Origin of the sequence: Pseudomonas gingeri, assembly GCF_013385635.1 — a bacterium.
In the GTDB taxonomy this organism is placed as follows: Bacteria; Pseudomonadota; Gammaproteobacteria; order Pseudomonadales; family Pseudomonadaceae; genus Aquipseudomonas; species Aquipseudomonas gingeri_A.
On sequence record NZ_JACAPR010000007.1, the window covers coordinates 585,912 to 601,801 of the forward strand.

Genomic DNA, 15,890 nt, shown 5'->3' on the forward strand with positions numbered 1-15,890 from the left:
GCTGCCGATCCAGGCACGCTTCTTCGAAATGGACATTGCCCGGCGTCACCACTGGAACCAGTCGGTGATGCTCAAGGCCCGCGATCCGCTGGACGCCGGCTTTGTCGAAGCGGCACTGTCGGCTTTGCTGGAGCACCACGACGGCCTGCGCCTGAGCTTCGCTCGGCACGCCGGTCAGTGGCGGGCGAGTTATGCGCCGGTCCGTAGCGCCGAACTGCTGTGGGTTCGCCAACTGGCGGCGTCGAGCGGGTTGCCCGAACTGGTGGATGAAGCCCAGCGCAGCCTGGACCTGACGGACGGTCCGCTGTTGCGGGCGGTCCTGGTCAACCTGCCCGAGGGCGGACAGCGCTTGTTGCTGGTGATCCACCACCTGGTGGTGGACGCAGTGTCCTGGCGGGTGTTGCTCGAAGACCTGCAAAGCGCCTACCTGGCCATCGCCCAGGGCCAGGCGCCGGTGCTGGCGGCCAAGAGCACCTCGCTCAAAGCCTGGGCCGAGCATCTGCACCGTTATGCCGCCAGCCCGGAACTGGAGCAGGAATTGGGCTACTGGCAGGCACAGTTGCAGGGTGTCAGCGACACCTTGCCTTGTGATCGTCCTGAGGGGGGATTGCAACAGCGTCATGCGGCCTCGGTGCGCACGCACCTGGATGCCGGGCTGACCCGGCGCCTGCTCCAGGAGGCGCCGGCGGCCTATCGGACGCAGATCAACGACCTGTTGCTGACGGCCCTGGCGCGGGTGATCAGCCGCTGGACCGGACAACCGGATGCGCTGATCCGCCTCGAAGGCCACGGCCGCGAGGACCTGTTCGACGACCTCGACCTGAGCCGTACCAGTGGCTGGTTCAGTACGCTCTATCCGGTGAAACTCAGCCCTCGGGACTCGCTGGGTGGTTCGATCATGACCATCAAGGAGCAATTGCGCGCGGTACCGAACAAGGGCATCGGCTATGGCGTCCTGCGTTACCTCGGTTCGCCGGCGGCCCGCCAGGCGCTGCGGGCCCTGGCCGAGGGTAGCATCGTGTTCAACTACCTGGGCCAGGTCGACCCGGCTGTCGAGGCCGCGGACGGCCTGTTCCTCCTGTCCGGCGAAAGCAGTGGCCAGGGCCAGGACGACGAGGCGCCGCTGGGCAGCCTGATCAGCATCAACGGCCAGGTCCAGGGCGGAGAACTGGAGCTGCACTGGGGCTTCAGCCGCGAGGTGTTCGATACCCGCACCCTGCAGCAACTGGCCGATGACTACCGTCGCGAGCTCGAGGCGCTGATCGCCCATTGCACCGCCGAGGGTGTCGCCGGAGTCACCCCATCGGACTTCCCGCTGACCCGCCTGACCCAGGAACAACTGGGGCGCTTGCCGGTAGCGGTGCAGGACATCGCCGATATCTATCCGCTGTCGCCGATGCAGGAAGGCCTGTTGCTGCATACCCTGCGCGAGCCGGGTTCGGGTATCTACCTGATGCAGTATTGCTACTTGATCGATCACGCCATCGACCGGGACGCCTTTACCCGCGCCTGGCAGACCGTGGTCGAGCGCCACGAAGTGTTGCGTACCTCGTTCTGCTGGGATGTCGGCGACGCCATCGTGCAGATCGTCCATCGCAGCGCGACGCCGGATATCCGCTTCATGGATTGGCAAGACGTGGATGCCGCCGACTACGAGGCCCGCCTGAGTGCCGAGCTCGGTGCCGAGTTGCAGCAGGGTTTCGACCTGGCCGGCGAAGTGCCGTTCCGCCTGCGCCTGATCCAGCTCGGGCCGCAACGCTACGGTTTTGTCCTGAGCAATCATCATATCCTGCTCGATGCCTGGTGCCGGATGGGCATCGTCGCGGAGTTCTTCGAACTCTACGGCGCCCTGGTCGAAGGCCGCATCAGCCAGTTGCCGTTGCCGTCGCGTTACCGCGACTTCATTGCCTGGCTGCAGGATCGCGATGAGCAGGTCTCGCGAGCGTTCTGGCAGCAGGAACTGGCCGGCTTCGAACAGCCGACCGCATTGCCGTTCGACCGGGTGATCAGTCGTGATGCCGGGACTTCGTCCACCGGCGATTGCCTGAGCCGCCTGAGCCTGGACGACACGCAGAGGCTTTCCCAGGTCGCCCAGTCCAGCCAGTTGACCCTCAACACCTTGGTGCAGGCAGCGTGGGCGGTGGTGCTGCATCGCTACAGCGGCCAGCGCGACGTGCTGTTCGGCGTCACGGTGGCCGGTCGGCCTGTGGAGTTCCCGGAAATGCAGGCGACGGTGGGGTTGTTCATCAACAGTATTCCACTGCGGGTCCGCATCCCCGGTGCCGAGGGCGCACAGACGCTCAAGGGCTGGCTGCAAGGGCTGCAACAACACAACCTGGAACTGCGCGAGCACGAACACCTGCACCTGGTGACCATCCAGGGCAGCAGCGAAGTCGGCAAGGGCCAGGCGCTGTTCGACAGCCTGTTCGTGTTCGAGAACGCGCCGATCGAAGACAGCATCGGCGAACAGGCCGACAGCATGAAGATCGAGTCCGGTTCTTCACGGACCCACACCAACTATCCGATCACCGTGGTGATCTACCCGGGGGCGAGCCTGGGCCTGCACCTGTCCTATGACGAGCGGGTGTTCGAGGTCGCAACGGTCGAGCAGTTGCTGGTCGACCTGCGTGAAGTGCTGTTGACGTTTGCCGCCGGGGTCGAGATGGACTTCCAGCAACTGGCCGCCGTGCAACAGCCACGGCCGGTGGCGCAGGCGAACGCCGAGACAGCGCTCAGCGATGATCTGCACCAGGGCTACGCGCGTTTGTTCCAACGTACCGCACAGCGCGTGCCGGAGCAGGTGGCCGCTACCTGCCTGGGGCAGAGCTGGCGTTACCGCGAGCTGGATGAACACAGCTGGCGCCTGGCGCAGTCGCTGCAGGCCGAAGGCGTCAAGGCCGACGACCTGGTGGCGGTCCTCGGTGAGCGTGGCTTGCCGTTGCTGGGCATGGTGGTCGCGACATTCAAGGCGGGTGCCGGTTACCTGGGGCTGGATCCGACGCTGCCGGCCCAGCGCCTGGCGGATATCTTGACCCTCAGCGGCAGCGACGTGCTGGTCTGCAGTGCCGCTTGCCAGGCCCTGGCCGCGCAGTTGCTGGAGCGTATCGCAGCGGATGCCCGTCCGCGGCTGCTGGTCTGGGAACAGGTGCTGGACCAGGCCCTGCCGCTCACACCGCTCGCCGCGCTACCGGCGAATGCCGCGCGGCACCTGGCCTATGTGATCTTCACCTCGGGCTCCACCGGCATGCCGAAAGGGGTGATGGTGGAACAGGCGGGGATGCTCAACAACCAACTGAGCAAGCTGCCCTACCTGGGCCTGACCGAGCACGATGTGATCGCCCAGACCGCGTCGCAGAGCTTCGATATCTCCGTCTGGCAGTTGCTGACGGCCGGCCTGTGCGGGGCGCGGGTCGAGATCGTACCATCGAGCATTGTCCAGGATCCGGCGGTGTTGCTGCGGCATGTGGAAGAGACCGGTATCACCGTGCTCGAAGTGGTGCCGGCGCTGATCCAGGGCCTGCTCGACCGACCGCAGGCTGGGTTGTCGAGCCTGCGCTACCTGCTCACCACCGGTGAGGCCATGGCCCCGGCCCTGGCCGAGCGCTGGTTGCGCCAGTACCCGGATATCCCGCTGATCAACGCCTATGGCCCGGCCGAGTGTTCGGACGACGTGGCGTTGCACCGGGTGCAGTTGCAGGACCGCGAGCGGGCCTACCTGCCGATCGGCCTGGAGACCGATCACAACCGCCTGAGCGTGCTCAATGACCTGCTCGAACCGATGCCTGAGCGCGCCACCGGCGAGTTGCATATCACCGGCCTGGGGGTCGGCCGAGGTTACCTCGGGGACCCGAAGCGCACGGCCCTGAGTTTTGTCCCCAACCCGTTCGGCACGACGCCCGGCGAACGCCTTTACCGCAGTGGCGACCTGGTGCGCCGCCGCGCCCTCGACGGCGTCCTGGAATACGTCGGTCGTACCGATTACCAGGTGAAGATTCGCGGGTTCCGCATCGAACTGGGCGAGATCGAAGTCCGCCTGCAACAGCACGAGGCGGTGCGCGAGGCGGTGGTGGTCGATATCGACGGCCCCGGCGGCCGGCAACTGGCGGCCTACCTGGTGCCCGTGGATGCGGCCTGGCTCGGCGAGGATGCCGGGGTCTTGCGCAACGACTTGAAAGATCATCTGCGCGAACACCTGCCGGACTACATGGTACCGACGCACCTGGTACTGCTCGAACGGATGCCCCTGACCGCCAACGGCAAGCTGGATCGCAAGGCCCTGCCCAAGCCGGACGCCAGCCTGTTGCAGCACCGCTATGTGGCGCCGCAGACCGAACAGGAGCAGCAACTGGCGGCGATCTGGGCCGACGTGCTGAAAGTCGAGCGGGTCGGCCTGGACGACAACTTCTTCGAGCTGGGCGGGCATTCGTTGCTGGTGATGCAGGTGATGGTGCGTATTCGCGATCAACTGCACATCGAGATATCGCTCAATGAGCTGTTCGAGCTGCCGGTCCTGGCCGACTTCAGTCGCGCGGTGCAGCAGAAAAACGGCCAAAGTGACCATGCACAGGACGAACTGGCTAAATCGCTGGCCGCCCTCAAACGTCTTACTGCGGAGGAAATCGATAATTTGATCGCTTAGCGGGAGAACACCAAAGTGCAAGAGCTGCTCGACTCCGTAAAATCGCTGTCCATCCGGGAGCGCAAGGCGCTCTCGGCGTTGCTCAAGCGACAGGGTGTGAACCTGTACGGGGTGACCCCGATTTTCAGGCGGGAGTCCGAGGCGTCGTCGCTGCTGTCCTATGCCCAGCAGCGTCAGTGGATCCTCTGGCAACTGGAGCCGGGCAGCGCCGCCTACAACATCCCGACGGCCCTGCGCCTGAAGGGTGGCCTGGATATCGAGGCCTTGCGGCGCAGTTTCGAGACGCTGGTCGGGCGTCACGAAACCTTGCGTACCACCCTGCGCCAGGACGGCGAACAGGTGGTGCAGGTGGTTCACCCGCCCGCAGCGTTCACGCTGGCGGTGGAAGGCCTGGCGGTCGCGGACGGTGATGACCTGGAGGAGCGGATCCGGCATTGCGTCGAGGCGGAAGTACAACGGCCCTTCGACCTGGAGCGCGGGCCGTTGCTGCGTGTCAGGCTGGTGGAGGTCGGCCATGACGAGCATGTCCTGGTCCTGACCGTGCACCATATTGTTTCCGATGGCTGGTCGATGCCGATCATGGTCGACGAGCTGGTCCGTTTGTACGACGGTTATCGCCAGGGCCGCGAGGTGGAGCTCGCGGCCTTGCCGATCCAGTACGCCGACTACGCACAGTGGCAGCGTGACTGGATGGAGGCGGGCGAACAGGAGCGGCAGCTGGGCTACTGGAAAAGCCAACTGGGCGGCGAACAGCCGGTGCTGGAGCTGCCCACCGATCGGCCGCGACCCAACCACCAGAGCCTGGCCGGGCAAAGCCTTGCCATCGACCTGGCGCCGGAACTGGCCCGCTCCCTGAAGGCCGTTGCCCGGCAGCAGGGCGTGACGCTGTTCATGCTCCTGCTGGCGTCGTTCCAGACCCTGCTGCACCGTTATTCCGGGCAGAGCGATATTCGTGTCGGGGTGGCCATTGCCAACCGCAGCCGGGTGGAAACCGAAGGGTTGATCGGCTTCTTCGTCAATACCCAGGTACTCAAGGCCGATATCGACGCACAAGCGCCCTTTGCCCAATTGCTGCAACAGGTGAAGAAAACCGCGTTGGAAGCCCAGGCCCACCAGGACCTGCCGTTCGAGCAACTGGTCGAGGCCCTGCAACCGGAGCGCAGCCTGAGCCGCACGCCGCTGTTCCAGGTGATGTACAACCACCAGACCCAGGTCCGTGGCGAGGCCCGCGAACTGGCCGGACTACGGGTGGAAGGGTTACCCTGGGAAAAACGCACCGCACAGTTCGACCTGACCCTGGATACCTTCGAAAGCGATGACGCTGTGGGTGCCGCGCTGACCTATGCCAGCGATCTGTTCGAGCGCGCCAGCATCGAGCGCCTGGCCGGGCATTGGCGCTGCCTGCTGCAGGCCATCGGCACGGATCCACAGCAGAAGATCGCGGTCTTGCCGATGCTGGGTGAAACGGAGCACGAACAGACCCTCAAGGCCTGGAACCCGGCCACGACGGCTTATACCCGCGAGCGCTGTGTGCACGAGTTGATCGAGGCCCAGGCCTTGAAAACGCCAGACGCCCTCGCCGTGACCTGTGACGGGCAGAGCCTGAGCTACCGCGAATTGAATCGTCGCTCCAACCAGCTGGCGCACAAGTTGCGCGAGTTGGGCGTGGGGCCGGATGTGCTGGTGGGACTGGCGGTGGACCGCGGCCTGGAGATGATGGTCGGCCTGCTGGCGATCCTCAAGGCCGGTGGTGCCTACGTGCCGCTGGACCCGCACTATCCCGAGGAACGCCTGGCGTACATGATCGAGGACAGCGGGATCCATCTGCTGCTGACGCAGACGCGCTTTGTCGGGCAACTGCCGGTACCGGCCACGGTCCAGAGCCTGTGCCTGGACCAGGAGGCCGACTGGCTGGAAAGCTATCCGCAAGAGCGCCTGTCGACGCTGGCCGGTCCCGATAACCTGGCCTATGTGATCTATACCTCGGGCTCCACCGGCAAGCCCAAGGGTACGCTGCTGCCGCACCACAATATCCTGCGGCTGTTCAGGGCCACGGAGGCGCAGTTCGGGTTCGACGCAGGGGATGTCTGGACGATGTTCCACTCCTATGCCTTCGACTTCTCGGTCTGGGAGATCTTCGGCGCGCTGCTGTATGGCGGCCGCCTGGTCATCGTGCCGCGCGACATCAGCCGCTCGCCGCAGGATTTCTATCCATTGCTGGTCAGCGAAGGGGTGACGGTGCTGAACCAGACACCTTCCGCCTTCAAGCAACTGATGCGGGTGGCCTGCGAGGCACCGCCGGCGCCTGCCCTGGCGCTGCGCTACGTGGTGTTTGGTGGTGAAGCGCTGGATGTCGGCAGCCTGCAACCCTGGTTCGAGCGTTTCGGCGATCGGTCGCCACAACTGATCAACATGTATGGCATTACCGAGACCACGGTGCATGTCACCTATCGGCCGATCACTCGCGACGACCTGTTGCAGGCTACCGTCAGCCCGATCGGCGAGGTGATCCATGACCTGTCGTGGTATGTCCTGGATGCCGATTTCAATCCCGTGGCCCAGGGCTGCATCGGTGAATTGCATATCGGCCGCGCCGGTCTGGCGCGGGGTTATCACCGACGGGCGGCGCTGACCGCCGAGCGTTTTGTACCCGATCCTTTCGACGGGCAGGGCGGCCGCCTGTACCGTGCCGGTGACCTGGCGCGGTATCGCGCCGCAGGCGTCGTCGAGTACGCCGGACGGCTCGACCACCAGGTGAAGATTCGCGGCTTCCGCATCGAACTGGGTGAGATCGAAGCCCGGCTGCAGGAGCATGCCGATGTCCGCGAAGTCATTGTCCTTGATATCGACGGACCGGCGGGCAAGCAACTGGCGGCCTACCTGGTGCCGACCGATCCGGCGCTGGCCCGGGCCGACGGGGACACTCAGGGCCAATGGCGTCGCGAGTTGAAGGAGTACCTCAAGTCCGTGCTTGCGGACTACATGGTCCCGGCGCACTTGATCGTGCTGGAGCAAATGCCGCTGACCGCCAACGGCAAGCTGGACCGCCGGGCGCTGCCGGCACCGGATGTCACCCAGTTGCAGCAGACCTATGTGGCACCGGCTACCGGGCTGGAACAGCAACTGGCGGATATCTGGGCCCAGGTGCTGAAAGTCGAGCGGGTCGGCCTGAGCGACAATTTCTTCGAACTGGGCGGCCATTCGCTGCTGGCGACCCAGGTGATTTCCCGGGCTCGCCAGACCCTGTCGCTGGACGTGTCGCTGCGTAATCTGTTCGAGTCCCAGGACCTCGCGGCGTTCGCCCGCAGTGCGCTGCAGGAGCAACCGGCGCCGGCGGCCACAGCGGCCTTCGGCCTGGCGGATCGCAACCGGCCGCTGGCGCTGTCCTATGCCCAGCAACGCCAGTGGTTCCTCTGGCAACTGGAGCCGGACAGTGCCGCCTACAACATCCCCGCAGCCCTGCGCCTCAACGGCAGCCTGGACAGCGAAGCCTTGCGACGCAGCTTCGAGACCCTCATCGCCCGGCATGAAACCCTGCGCACCACCTTCCGCGAAGAGGACGAGCAGGCCGTGCAGGTGATTCATCCGGCCACGGCATTTGCCTTGTCCGTGGAGCGCCTGTCGGATGACCTGTCGATCGACCGAGAAGTCGCCATTCGCAACTATGTGGAAGTCGAGGCCGGACGTCCGTTCGACCTGGTCCGGGGCCCCTTGCTGCGGGTCCGGCTGCTGCAACTGGCGGAGACCGAGCACGTGCTGGTCCTGACGGTCCACCATATCGTCTCCGATGGCTGGTCCACGCCGATCATGGTCGATGAACTGGTGCAGCTGTACGCCGGCTACAGCCAGGGCCATGAGGTTGAATTGCAAGCGTTGCCGGTGCAGTACGCCGATTATGCCCAGTGGCAGCGCCAGTGGATGGCGGCCGGCGAGCAGGAGCGCCAACTGGCGTACTGGACCCGGCAACTGGGGGGCGAGCAACCGGTGCTGGAGTTGCCCACCGACCGGCCACGCCCGACGATCCAGAGTCATGTCGGCGAGCGCCTGGCCATCGAGCTGGCGCCGCCACTGAGCGATGCACTCAAGGCCGTCGCGCGGCAGCAGGGCGTGACCCTGTTCGTGCTGCTGCTGGCCTCGTTCCAGACCTTGTTGCACCGGTATTCCGGGCAGGCCGATATCCGCGTCGGTGTGCCGATCGCCAACCGCACCCGGGTCGAGACCGAGCGTCTTATAGGTTTCTTCGTCAACACTCAGGTGGTGCGTGCCGGGTTCACGCCGAGCATGACGTTCAGCGAGCTGCTGCAACAGGCCCGACAGGCGGCGTTGGAGGCCCAGGCCCATCAGGACCTGCCGTTCGAGCAACTGGTGGAAGCCCTGCAACCGGAACGCAGCCTGAGCCACAGCCCGTTGTTCCAGGTGATGTACAACCACCAGACCGAGGCGCCGGGTGAGGCCCGGCAACTGCCGGGACTGACGGTGGAGGGCTTGTCCTGGGACAGCCATGTCGCCCAGTTCGACCTGACCCTGGATACCCATGAGCACGCCGATGGCCTGGGCGCCGCGCTGACCTGGTCGAGTGCGCTGTTCGATGCGTCGACCATCGAGCGCATGGCCGGCCACTGGCGCAACCTGTTGCTCGCCATCGCCGGCGGTGCCCACCAGCGGGTGGCCGAGCTGGCGATGCTCGGTGAGGACGAGCGGCAGCGGATCGTGCGCGAGTGGAACCGCAGCGAAGCGTCGTATCCGAGCACACAGTGTGTGCATGAGCTGATCGCCGCGCAAAGCCTGGAGACACCGCAGGGCGTGGCCTTGCTGTTCGGCGACGGGCAGATGAGTTATCAACGGCTGGACCGCCAGTCCAATCGCCTGGCGCGCAGGCTGCGTGAGTTGGGCGTCGGTCCGGACGTACTGGTCGGTGTCGCGCTGGAGCGCGGCCCGGACATGGTGGTCGGCCTGCTGGCGATCCTCAAGGCCGGTGGCGCCTATGTGCCGCTGGACCCGGACTTCCCGGCGGACCGCCTGGCCTACATGATGGAAGACAGCGGCCTGGCCCTGTTGTTGACGCAAAGCCAGCTGGTACCCGGCCTGGCGATTCCGGCGCAGGTGCGCAGTCTCTGCCTGGATACGTCGGCGGGCGAGTTGGCTGGTCTCAGTGACGCGCCGCTGGTCAATCTGGCCCAGCCGCAGAACCTGGCCTATGTGATCTATACCTCGGGTTCTACCGGCAAGCCCAAGGGCGTTGCCGTGTCCCATGGCGCCCTGGTGAATTTCCTCTTCAGCATGGCCGGGCAGCCGGGTATCGAGCCGTCGGACCGGGTGCTGGCGCTGACCTCGCTGTCCTTCGATATCGCCGGGCTGGAGCTGTACCTGACGCTGATGCGTGGTGCGGCGCTGGTGCTCTTGCGCCAGCAGGAGAACAAGGACCCGCAGGCGTTGCTGGCGATCATCGAGGCACGGGCGGTCAATGTGATCCAGGCCACGCCGTCGACCTGGCGCATGCTGCTCGACAGCGCGCCGCCGCGGGCTTTCGCCGGCTGCAGGATTCTCTGCGGCGGCGAGGCGCTGAGCGCCGAACTGGCGCAGCGCCTGATCGAACAGGCCGGGCATGTCTGGAACGTCTATGGCCCGACCGAGACCACCATCTGGTCGGCGCGGCACTACCTGACCGCCAGTGACGATATCTGGCTGGGTCGTCCGATCGCCAACACCCATCTGCATATCCTCAGCGACGACTTCGATGTGCTGCCACCGGGGGCCCGTGGCGAGCTGCTGATCGGTGGGCAGGGCCTGGCCCGTGGTTACCATCAACGTCCGGGGCTGACGGCCGAGCGTTTTATTCCCGATCCATTCGACACGCAGGGCGGCGGACGCCTGTACCGCACCGGTGACCTGACCCGCTATCACGCCGAGGGTGTGATCGAGTACGACGGTCGCCTGGATCACCAGGTGAAGATTCGCGGTTTCCGTATCGAACTGGGCGAGATCGAGGCCCGGCTGCAGGAACATCCCGCTGTGCGTGAAGCGCTGGTCGTCGATATCGACGGCGCGGCGGGCAAGCAACTGGCGGCGTACCTGGTGGCCGACGACGAGACCCTGGCCCAGGGCGATGCGACGCGGCAGGAGCGCTTGCGGCGCGAGTTGAAGGATGTCCTCAAGGCCGGTCTGCCGGATTACATGGTGCCGGCTCACCTGGTGCTGCTGGAGCGCCTGCCGCTGACCCCGAACGGCAAGCTCGATCGCAAGGCCTTGCCGGCGCCACAGGCCAGTTTGTCACAAGCGGCGCACGTGGCACCGCGCACGGCGCTGGAGCAACAGTTGGCGGCGATCTGGGCGGATGTGCTGAAGGTCGAGCAGGTCGGCCTGGGGGACAATTTCTTTGACCTGGGCGGGCATTCGCTGCTGGCCACCCAGGTCATTTCCCGGGTCCGCCAGGGCCTGCAGGTCGAATTGTCCCTGCGCAGCCTGTTCGAGACCGGCAACCTCGGCGAGTTCGCCGAACTGGCGGGGCAGGGCACGACCAGCCAGGCCCCGGCCTTTGCCCGGGTGGACCGTGACCAGCCGCTGGCGCTGTCTTATGCCCAGCAGCGCCAGTGGTTCCTCTGGCAACTGGAGCCTGACAGCGCCGCCTACAATATTCCGGCGGCCCTGCGTCTCGACGGTGTCCTGGAAGTCGAGGCCTTGCGTCGCAGCTTCGAGGCCCTGGTCACGCGCCATGAAACCCTGCGCACGACGTTCCGCCAGGACGGCGGGCAGGCCTGCCAGATCGTTCAGTCGCCGGCACCGTTCGTGCTCGACGTCGATCAGCCGGGACAACCGGTCTCGGAGGCGGCCATCGCTGCTTACATCGACGAAGAAATCCGCCGGCCGTTCGATCTGGAGCAGGGACCGTTGTTGCGGGTCCGGCTGTTGCGGCTGACGGCGCAAGCCCATGTGCTGGTGGTGACCCTGCACCATATCGTGGCCGACGGCTGGTCGATGCCGGTCATGGTCGACGAGCTGGTGCAGTTGTATGAAGGCTACAGCCAGGGCCGCGAGGTCGAATTGCCGGCACTGCCGATCCAGTACGCCGACTACGCCGTCTGGCAGCGCCAGTGGATGGCGGCCGGCGAGCAGCGTCGCCAGCTCGATTACTGGCAAGCCCGGTTGGGCGGCGAGCAGCCGGTACTGGAGTTGCCCCTGGACCGTCCGCGCCCCGGCCACCAGAGTTATGCCGGGGATCGGCTGGCGGTGGAATTCGATGCCGGCCTGATCCAGGCGCTCAAGGCCACGGCCCGCGAGCAGGGCGTGACCCTGTTCATGTTGCTGCTGGCGTCGTTCCAGACCCTGTTGCAGCGGTATTCCGGGCAAGCCGATATCCGTGTCGGCGTGCCCGTCGCCAACCGTGCCCGGGTCGAGACCGAACGTCTGATCGGCTTCTTCGTCAACACCCAGGTACTCAAGGCCGATTTCTCACCCGAGCTGACCTTCCGTGAATTGCTGCAACAGGTGAAAAAGACCGCCCTGCAGGCCCAGGGACACCAGGACCTGCCGTTCGAACAGTTGGTGGAAGCCCTGCAGCCGGAGCGCAGCCTGAGCCACAGCCCGTTGTTCCAGGTGATGTACAACCACCAGAACCAGGTGCGTGGCGCCGGACGCCAGCTGCCGGGCCTGCGGATTCAGGGTCTGGCGTCGGACAGCCACACGGCGCAGTTCGACCTGACCCTGGACACCAGCGAGAGCGATGACGGTCTCGGCGCCACGCTGACCTATGCCACCGCCTTGTTCGATCACGCCACGGTCGAGCGCATGGCACGGCACTGGCGTACGTTGCTGGAGGCGATCACCGCCGATGTCGACCGGCGTGTTGCCGACATGCCACTGCTGGCTGAGGCCGAGCGTCGGCAGATCGAGCAGGAATGGAACCGCACCGACGGCGATGCGCCCATGCAGTCGTGCATCCATGAGCTGATTGCCCTGCAGGCCCGCGCAACGCCACAGGCGACCGCGCTGCTCTGGGGCGAGACGAAACTGGACTACCGACAGCTGGACCTGCGTTCCAACCAGTTGGCCCGACGCCTGAGTGAAGAGGGGGTCGGTCCCGATGTGCTGGTGGGGATCGCGGTGGAGCGTGGCCCGGACATGCTGATCGGCCTGTTGGCGATCCTCAAGGCCGGCGGCGCCTATGTGCCACTGGACCCGGACTTCCCCGGCGATCGCCTGGCCTACATGATGGAGGACAGCGGGCTCGGGCTGCTGCTGACGCAAAGCCACCTGGTGTCGCGCCTGCCGATTCCGCCACGGGTCCGCAGCCTGTGCCTGGACCTGTCCGCGCAATGGCTGGAGGGCGTCAGCGACGCACCGCCGGTCAATCTCGCGCAGCCGGAAAACCTCGCCTACGTGATCTACACCTCCGGCTCCACCGGCAAGCCCAAGGGGGTTGCCGTGCGGCATGAGGGCTTGAGCAATTTCCTCTTCAGCATGGCCGGGCAACCCGGTATCGAAGCCTGTGACCGGGTGCTGGCGCTGACTTCGCTGTCGTTCGATATCGCCGGGCTGGAGCTGTACCTGCCGTTGATGCGCGGAGCATCGGTGGTGCTGTTGCACACCGATGAGAACAAGGATCCGCAAGCCTTGCTGGCGGTTATCGAACAACAGGCGGTCAGTGTCATCCAGGCCACGCCGTCGACCTGGCGCATGCTGCTCGACAGTGCACCGGCGCAGGCGTTTGCCGGACGCAAGGTGCTCTGCGGCGGCGAGGCGTTGAGCGGCGAGCTGGCGCAGCGCCTGATCGCCCAGGCCGGGCATGTCTGGAACGTCTATGGCCCGACCGAAACCACCATCTGGTCGGCCTGCCATTACCTGACAGCCAGCGACGATGTCTGGCTGGGTCGTCCCATCGCCAACACCACGCTGCATATCCTCGGCGAGGATTTCGACACCTTGCCGTTGGGCGCGCGGGGTGAACTGCTGATCGGTGGCCAGGGCCTGGCCCGTGGTTATCACCAGCGTCCGGCACTGACCGCCGAACGTTTCGTTCCCGATCCCTTCAGCGAGCAGGGTGGTGCACGGCTGTACCGCACCGGTGACCTGACGCGTTACCGTGCCGAGGGCGTGGTCGAGTACGTCAGTCGTCTCGACCATCAGGTGAAGATTCGCGGTTTCCGCATCGAACTCGGTGAAATCGAAGCACGCCTGCAAGAGCACGAAACGGTGCGCGCGGCCAGCGTCATCGATATCGAGGGGCCGGCGGGCAAGCAACTGGTGGCTTATGTGGTGTTGGCTGAAGTGGCTGCCGGCCTGGCCGGGGATTCCCTGCGCAGCGAACTCAAGGCCCATCTGAAAGCCGGTTTGCCTGACTATATGGTGCCTGCGCACCTGGTGGTGCTGGAGCGCATGCCGCTGACGCCGAACGGCAAGCTCGACCGCAAGGCGCTGCCGGCACCGGATGCCACGGTTTCCGAACAGGCCCATGTGGCCCCGCGTACCGAACTGGAGCAGCGCCTGGCCGCCCTCTGGGCCGAGCTGCTGAAGGTCGAGACGGTCGGCTTGAACGACAACTTCTTCGAGCTGGGCGGACACTCGTTGCTGGTGATCTCGCTGGTCGGGCGGCTGCGTGAAGTCTTCGATGTGACCATCAAGCTGCATGACTTCCTGTTGATGGAAACCCTGGCCGACCTGGCGGACTTCATGCGTGAAGGCGAGGCGAAAGTGCAGACGCCGGTGATCAGCATGAATGCTTGCCGCACCGATGCCGCGCCGTTGTTCTGTCTGCCGCCCGGAGGAGGCGGTACCTACTCCTACTACCCGTTGGCGGGGCAACTGAAGGACGACCGGCGGGTCTATGGCCTGGTCAACAAAAGCTATGTGGTGCCAGGCTGGTTCGATCGTTCCTGGGAGGAAATGGTTGGCTACTATGTCCAGCAGATCCGGAAAACCCAGCCCGAAGGACCGTACAACCTGCTGGGTTGGTCCCTGGGCGGCGCCCTGGCGATTGAGGTGGCCCATGTGCTGGAGGGCGCTGGTGAACGGGTGAGTTTCCTCGGTCTGGTGGACACCAGCCTGCCGGCGGCGCTGGAGGTCTTTGCCCCTGAGCGGGAGCCGGTGGAGGATGCCGCGCAGGAGGAACAGAGCCTGTTTGCCAATCTGGTCGGTAGCCTCGTGGCGTTTGTCCCCGGGGTCGAGGAGCAGACCATCGTCGGGCTGATCGAGCAGGCCAGGGCGCAGTTGAGCGACGAGCAGGCGATTGCCGATTGGGTCATCGATCAGGTGGCGCTGGCCGGCGGCGTCAGTGCCGAGGGCTTGCGTGAGGTCTACCGCGATATCGCGGTGCAGGATGAAATCGAGACCGGTTATCGCCTGCTGCGCACCAATGCGTTGCTGAGCGAGGCTTTCACGCTCAAGCCGTTGCAGGTCAGGCCGGACTGCTGGTGGGCGGGGGCGAGCAGGACCGCCGGGGAAATCGGCGCGGCGCAGTCTGTGCTGGTAGAACAGTGTTCGCCCGACGGGCTGGCGGCTTCAACGGTGCTGGAAGAGAACCATGACAGCATCATTCTCTCCCAGGGGTTGTTGACGGCGCTGCTGGAACGCTTGAAAACGCCACGTAACCTGTAGGAGGCGGCTTGCCGGCGATGAGGCCCTGGCGTCTTGCGGTGCCCGCGCGGACGCCATCGCTGGCAAGCCAGGCTCCTACACGGGACGGGGCCACAACGATACCTTGCGGTGCTGCGCCAACCTGTAGGAGCCGGCTTGCCGGCGATGAGGCCCTGGCGTCTTGCGGTGCCCGCGCGGACGCCATCGCTGGCAAGCCAGGCTCCTACACGGGACGGGGCCACAACGATACCTTGTGGTGATGCGCCAACCTGTAGGAGCCGGCTTGCCGGCGATGAGGCCCGGGAATCTTGCGGTGCCCGTACGGACGCCATCGCTGGCAAGCCAGGCTCCTACACGGGACGGGGCCACAACGATACCTTGCGGTGCTGCGCCAACCTGTAGGAGCCGGCTTGCCGGCGATAAGGCCCTGGCGTCTTGCGGTGCCCGCGCGGACGCCATCGCTGGCAAGCCAGGCTCCTACACGGGACGGGGCCACAACGATACCTCGCGGTGCTGCGCCAACCTGTAGGAGCCGGCTTGCCGGCGATAAGGCCCTGGCGTCTTGCGGTGCCCGTACGGACGCCATCGCTGGCAAGCCAGGCTCCTACACGGGACGGGGCCACAACGATACCTTGTGGTGATGCGCCAACCTGTAGGAGCCGGCTTGAACTGGCCTAATGAT

The 15,890-nt window shown here is 65.6% G+C and carries 2 protein-coding genes; both read left to right on the forward strand.

Features of this window, described 5'->3' with window-relative positions; translation table 11 throughout:
- On the forward strand, positions 1–4,639 hold a 4,639-nt coding region (locus tag HX851_RS36235), incomplete at its 5' end, for a non-ribosomal peptide synthetase (RefSeq protein WP_177065255.1).
- A 15-nt stretch (positions 4,640–4,654) separates the two neighbouring features.
- On the forward strand, positions 4,655–15,229 hold the full coding sequence (locus tag HX851_RS45280; RefSeq protein ID WP_177064344.1) for a non-ribosomal peptide synthetase: 10,575 nt from the start codon (positions 4,655–4,657) through the stop codon (positions 15,227–15,229).
- The last annotated feature ends 661 nt before the right edge of the window (positions 15,230–15,890 follow it).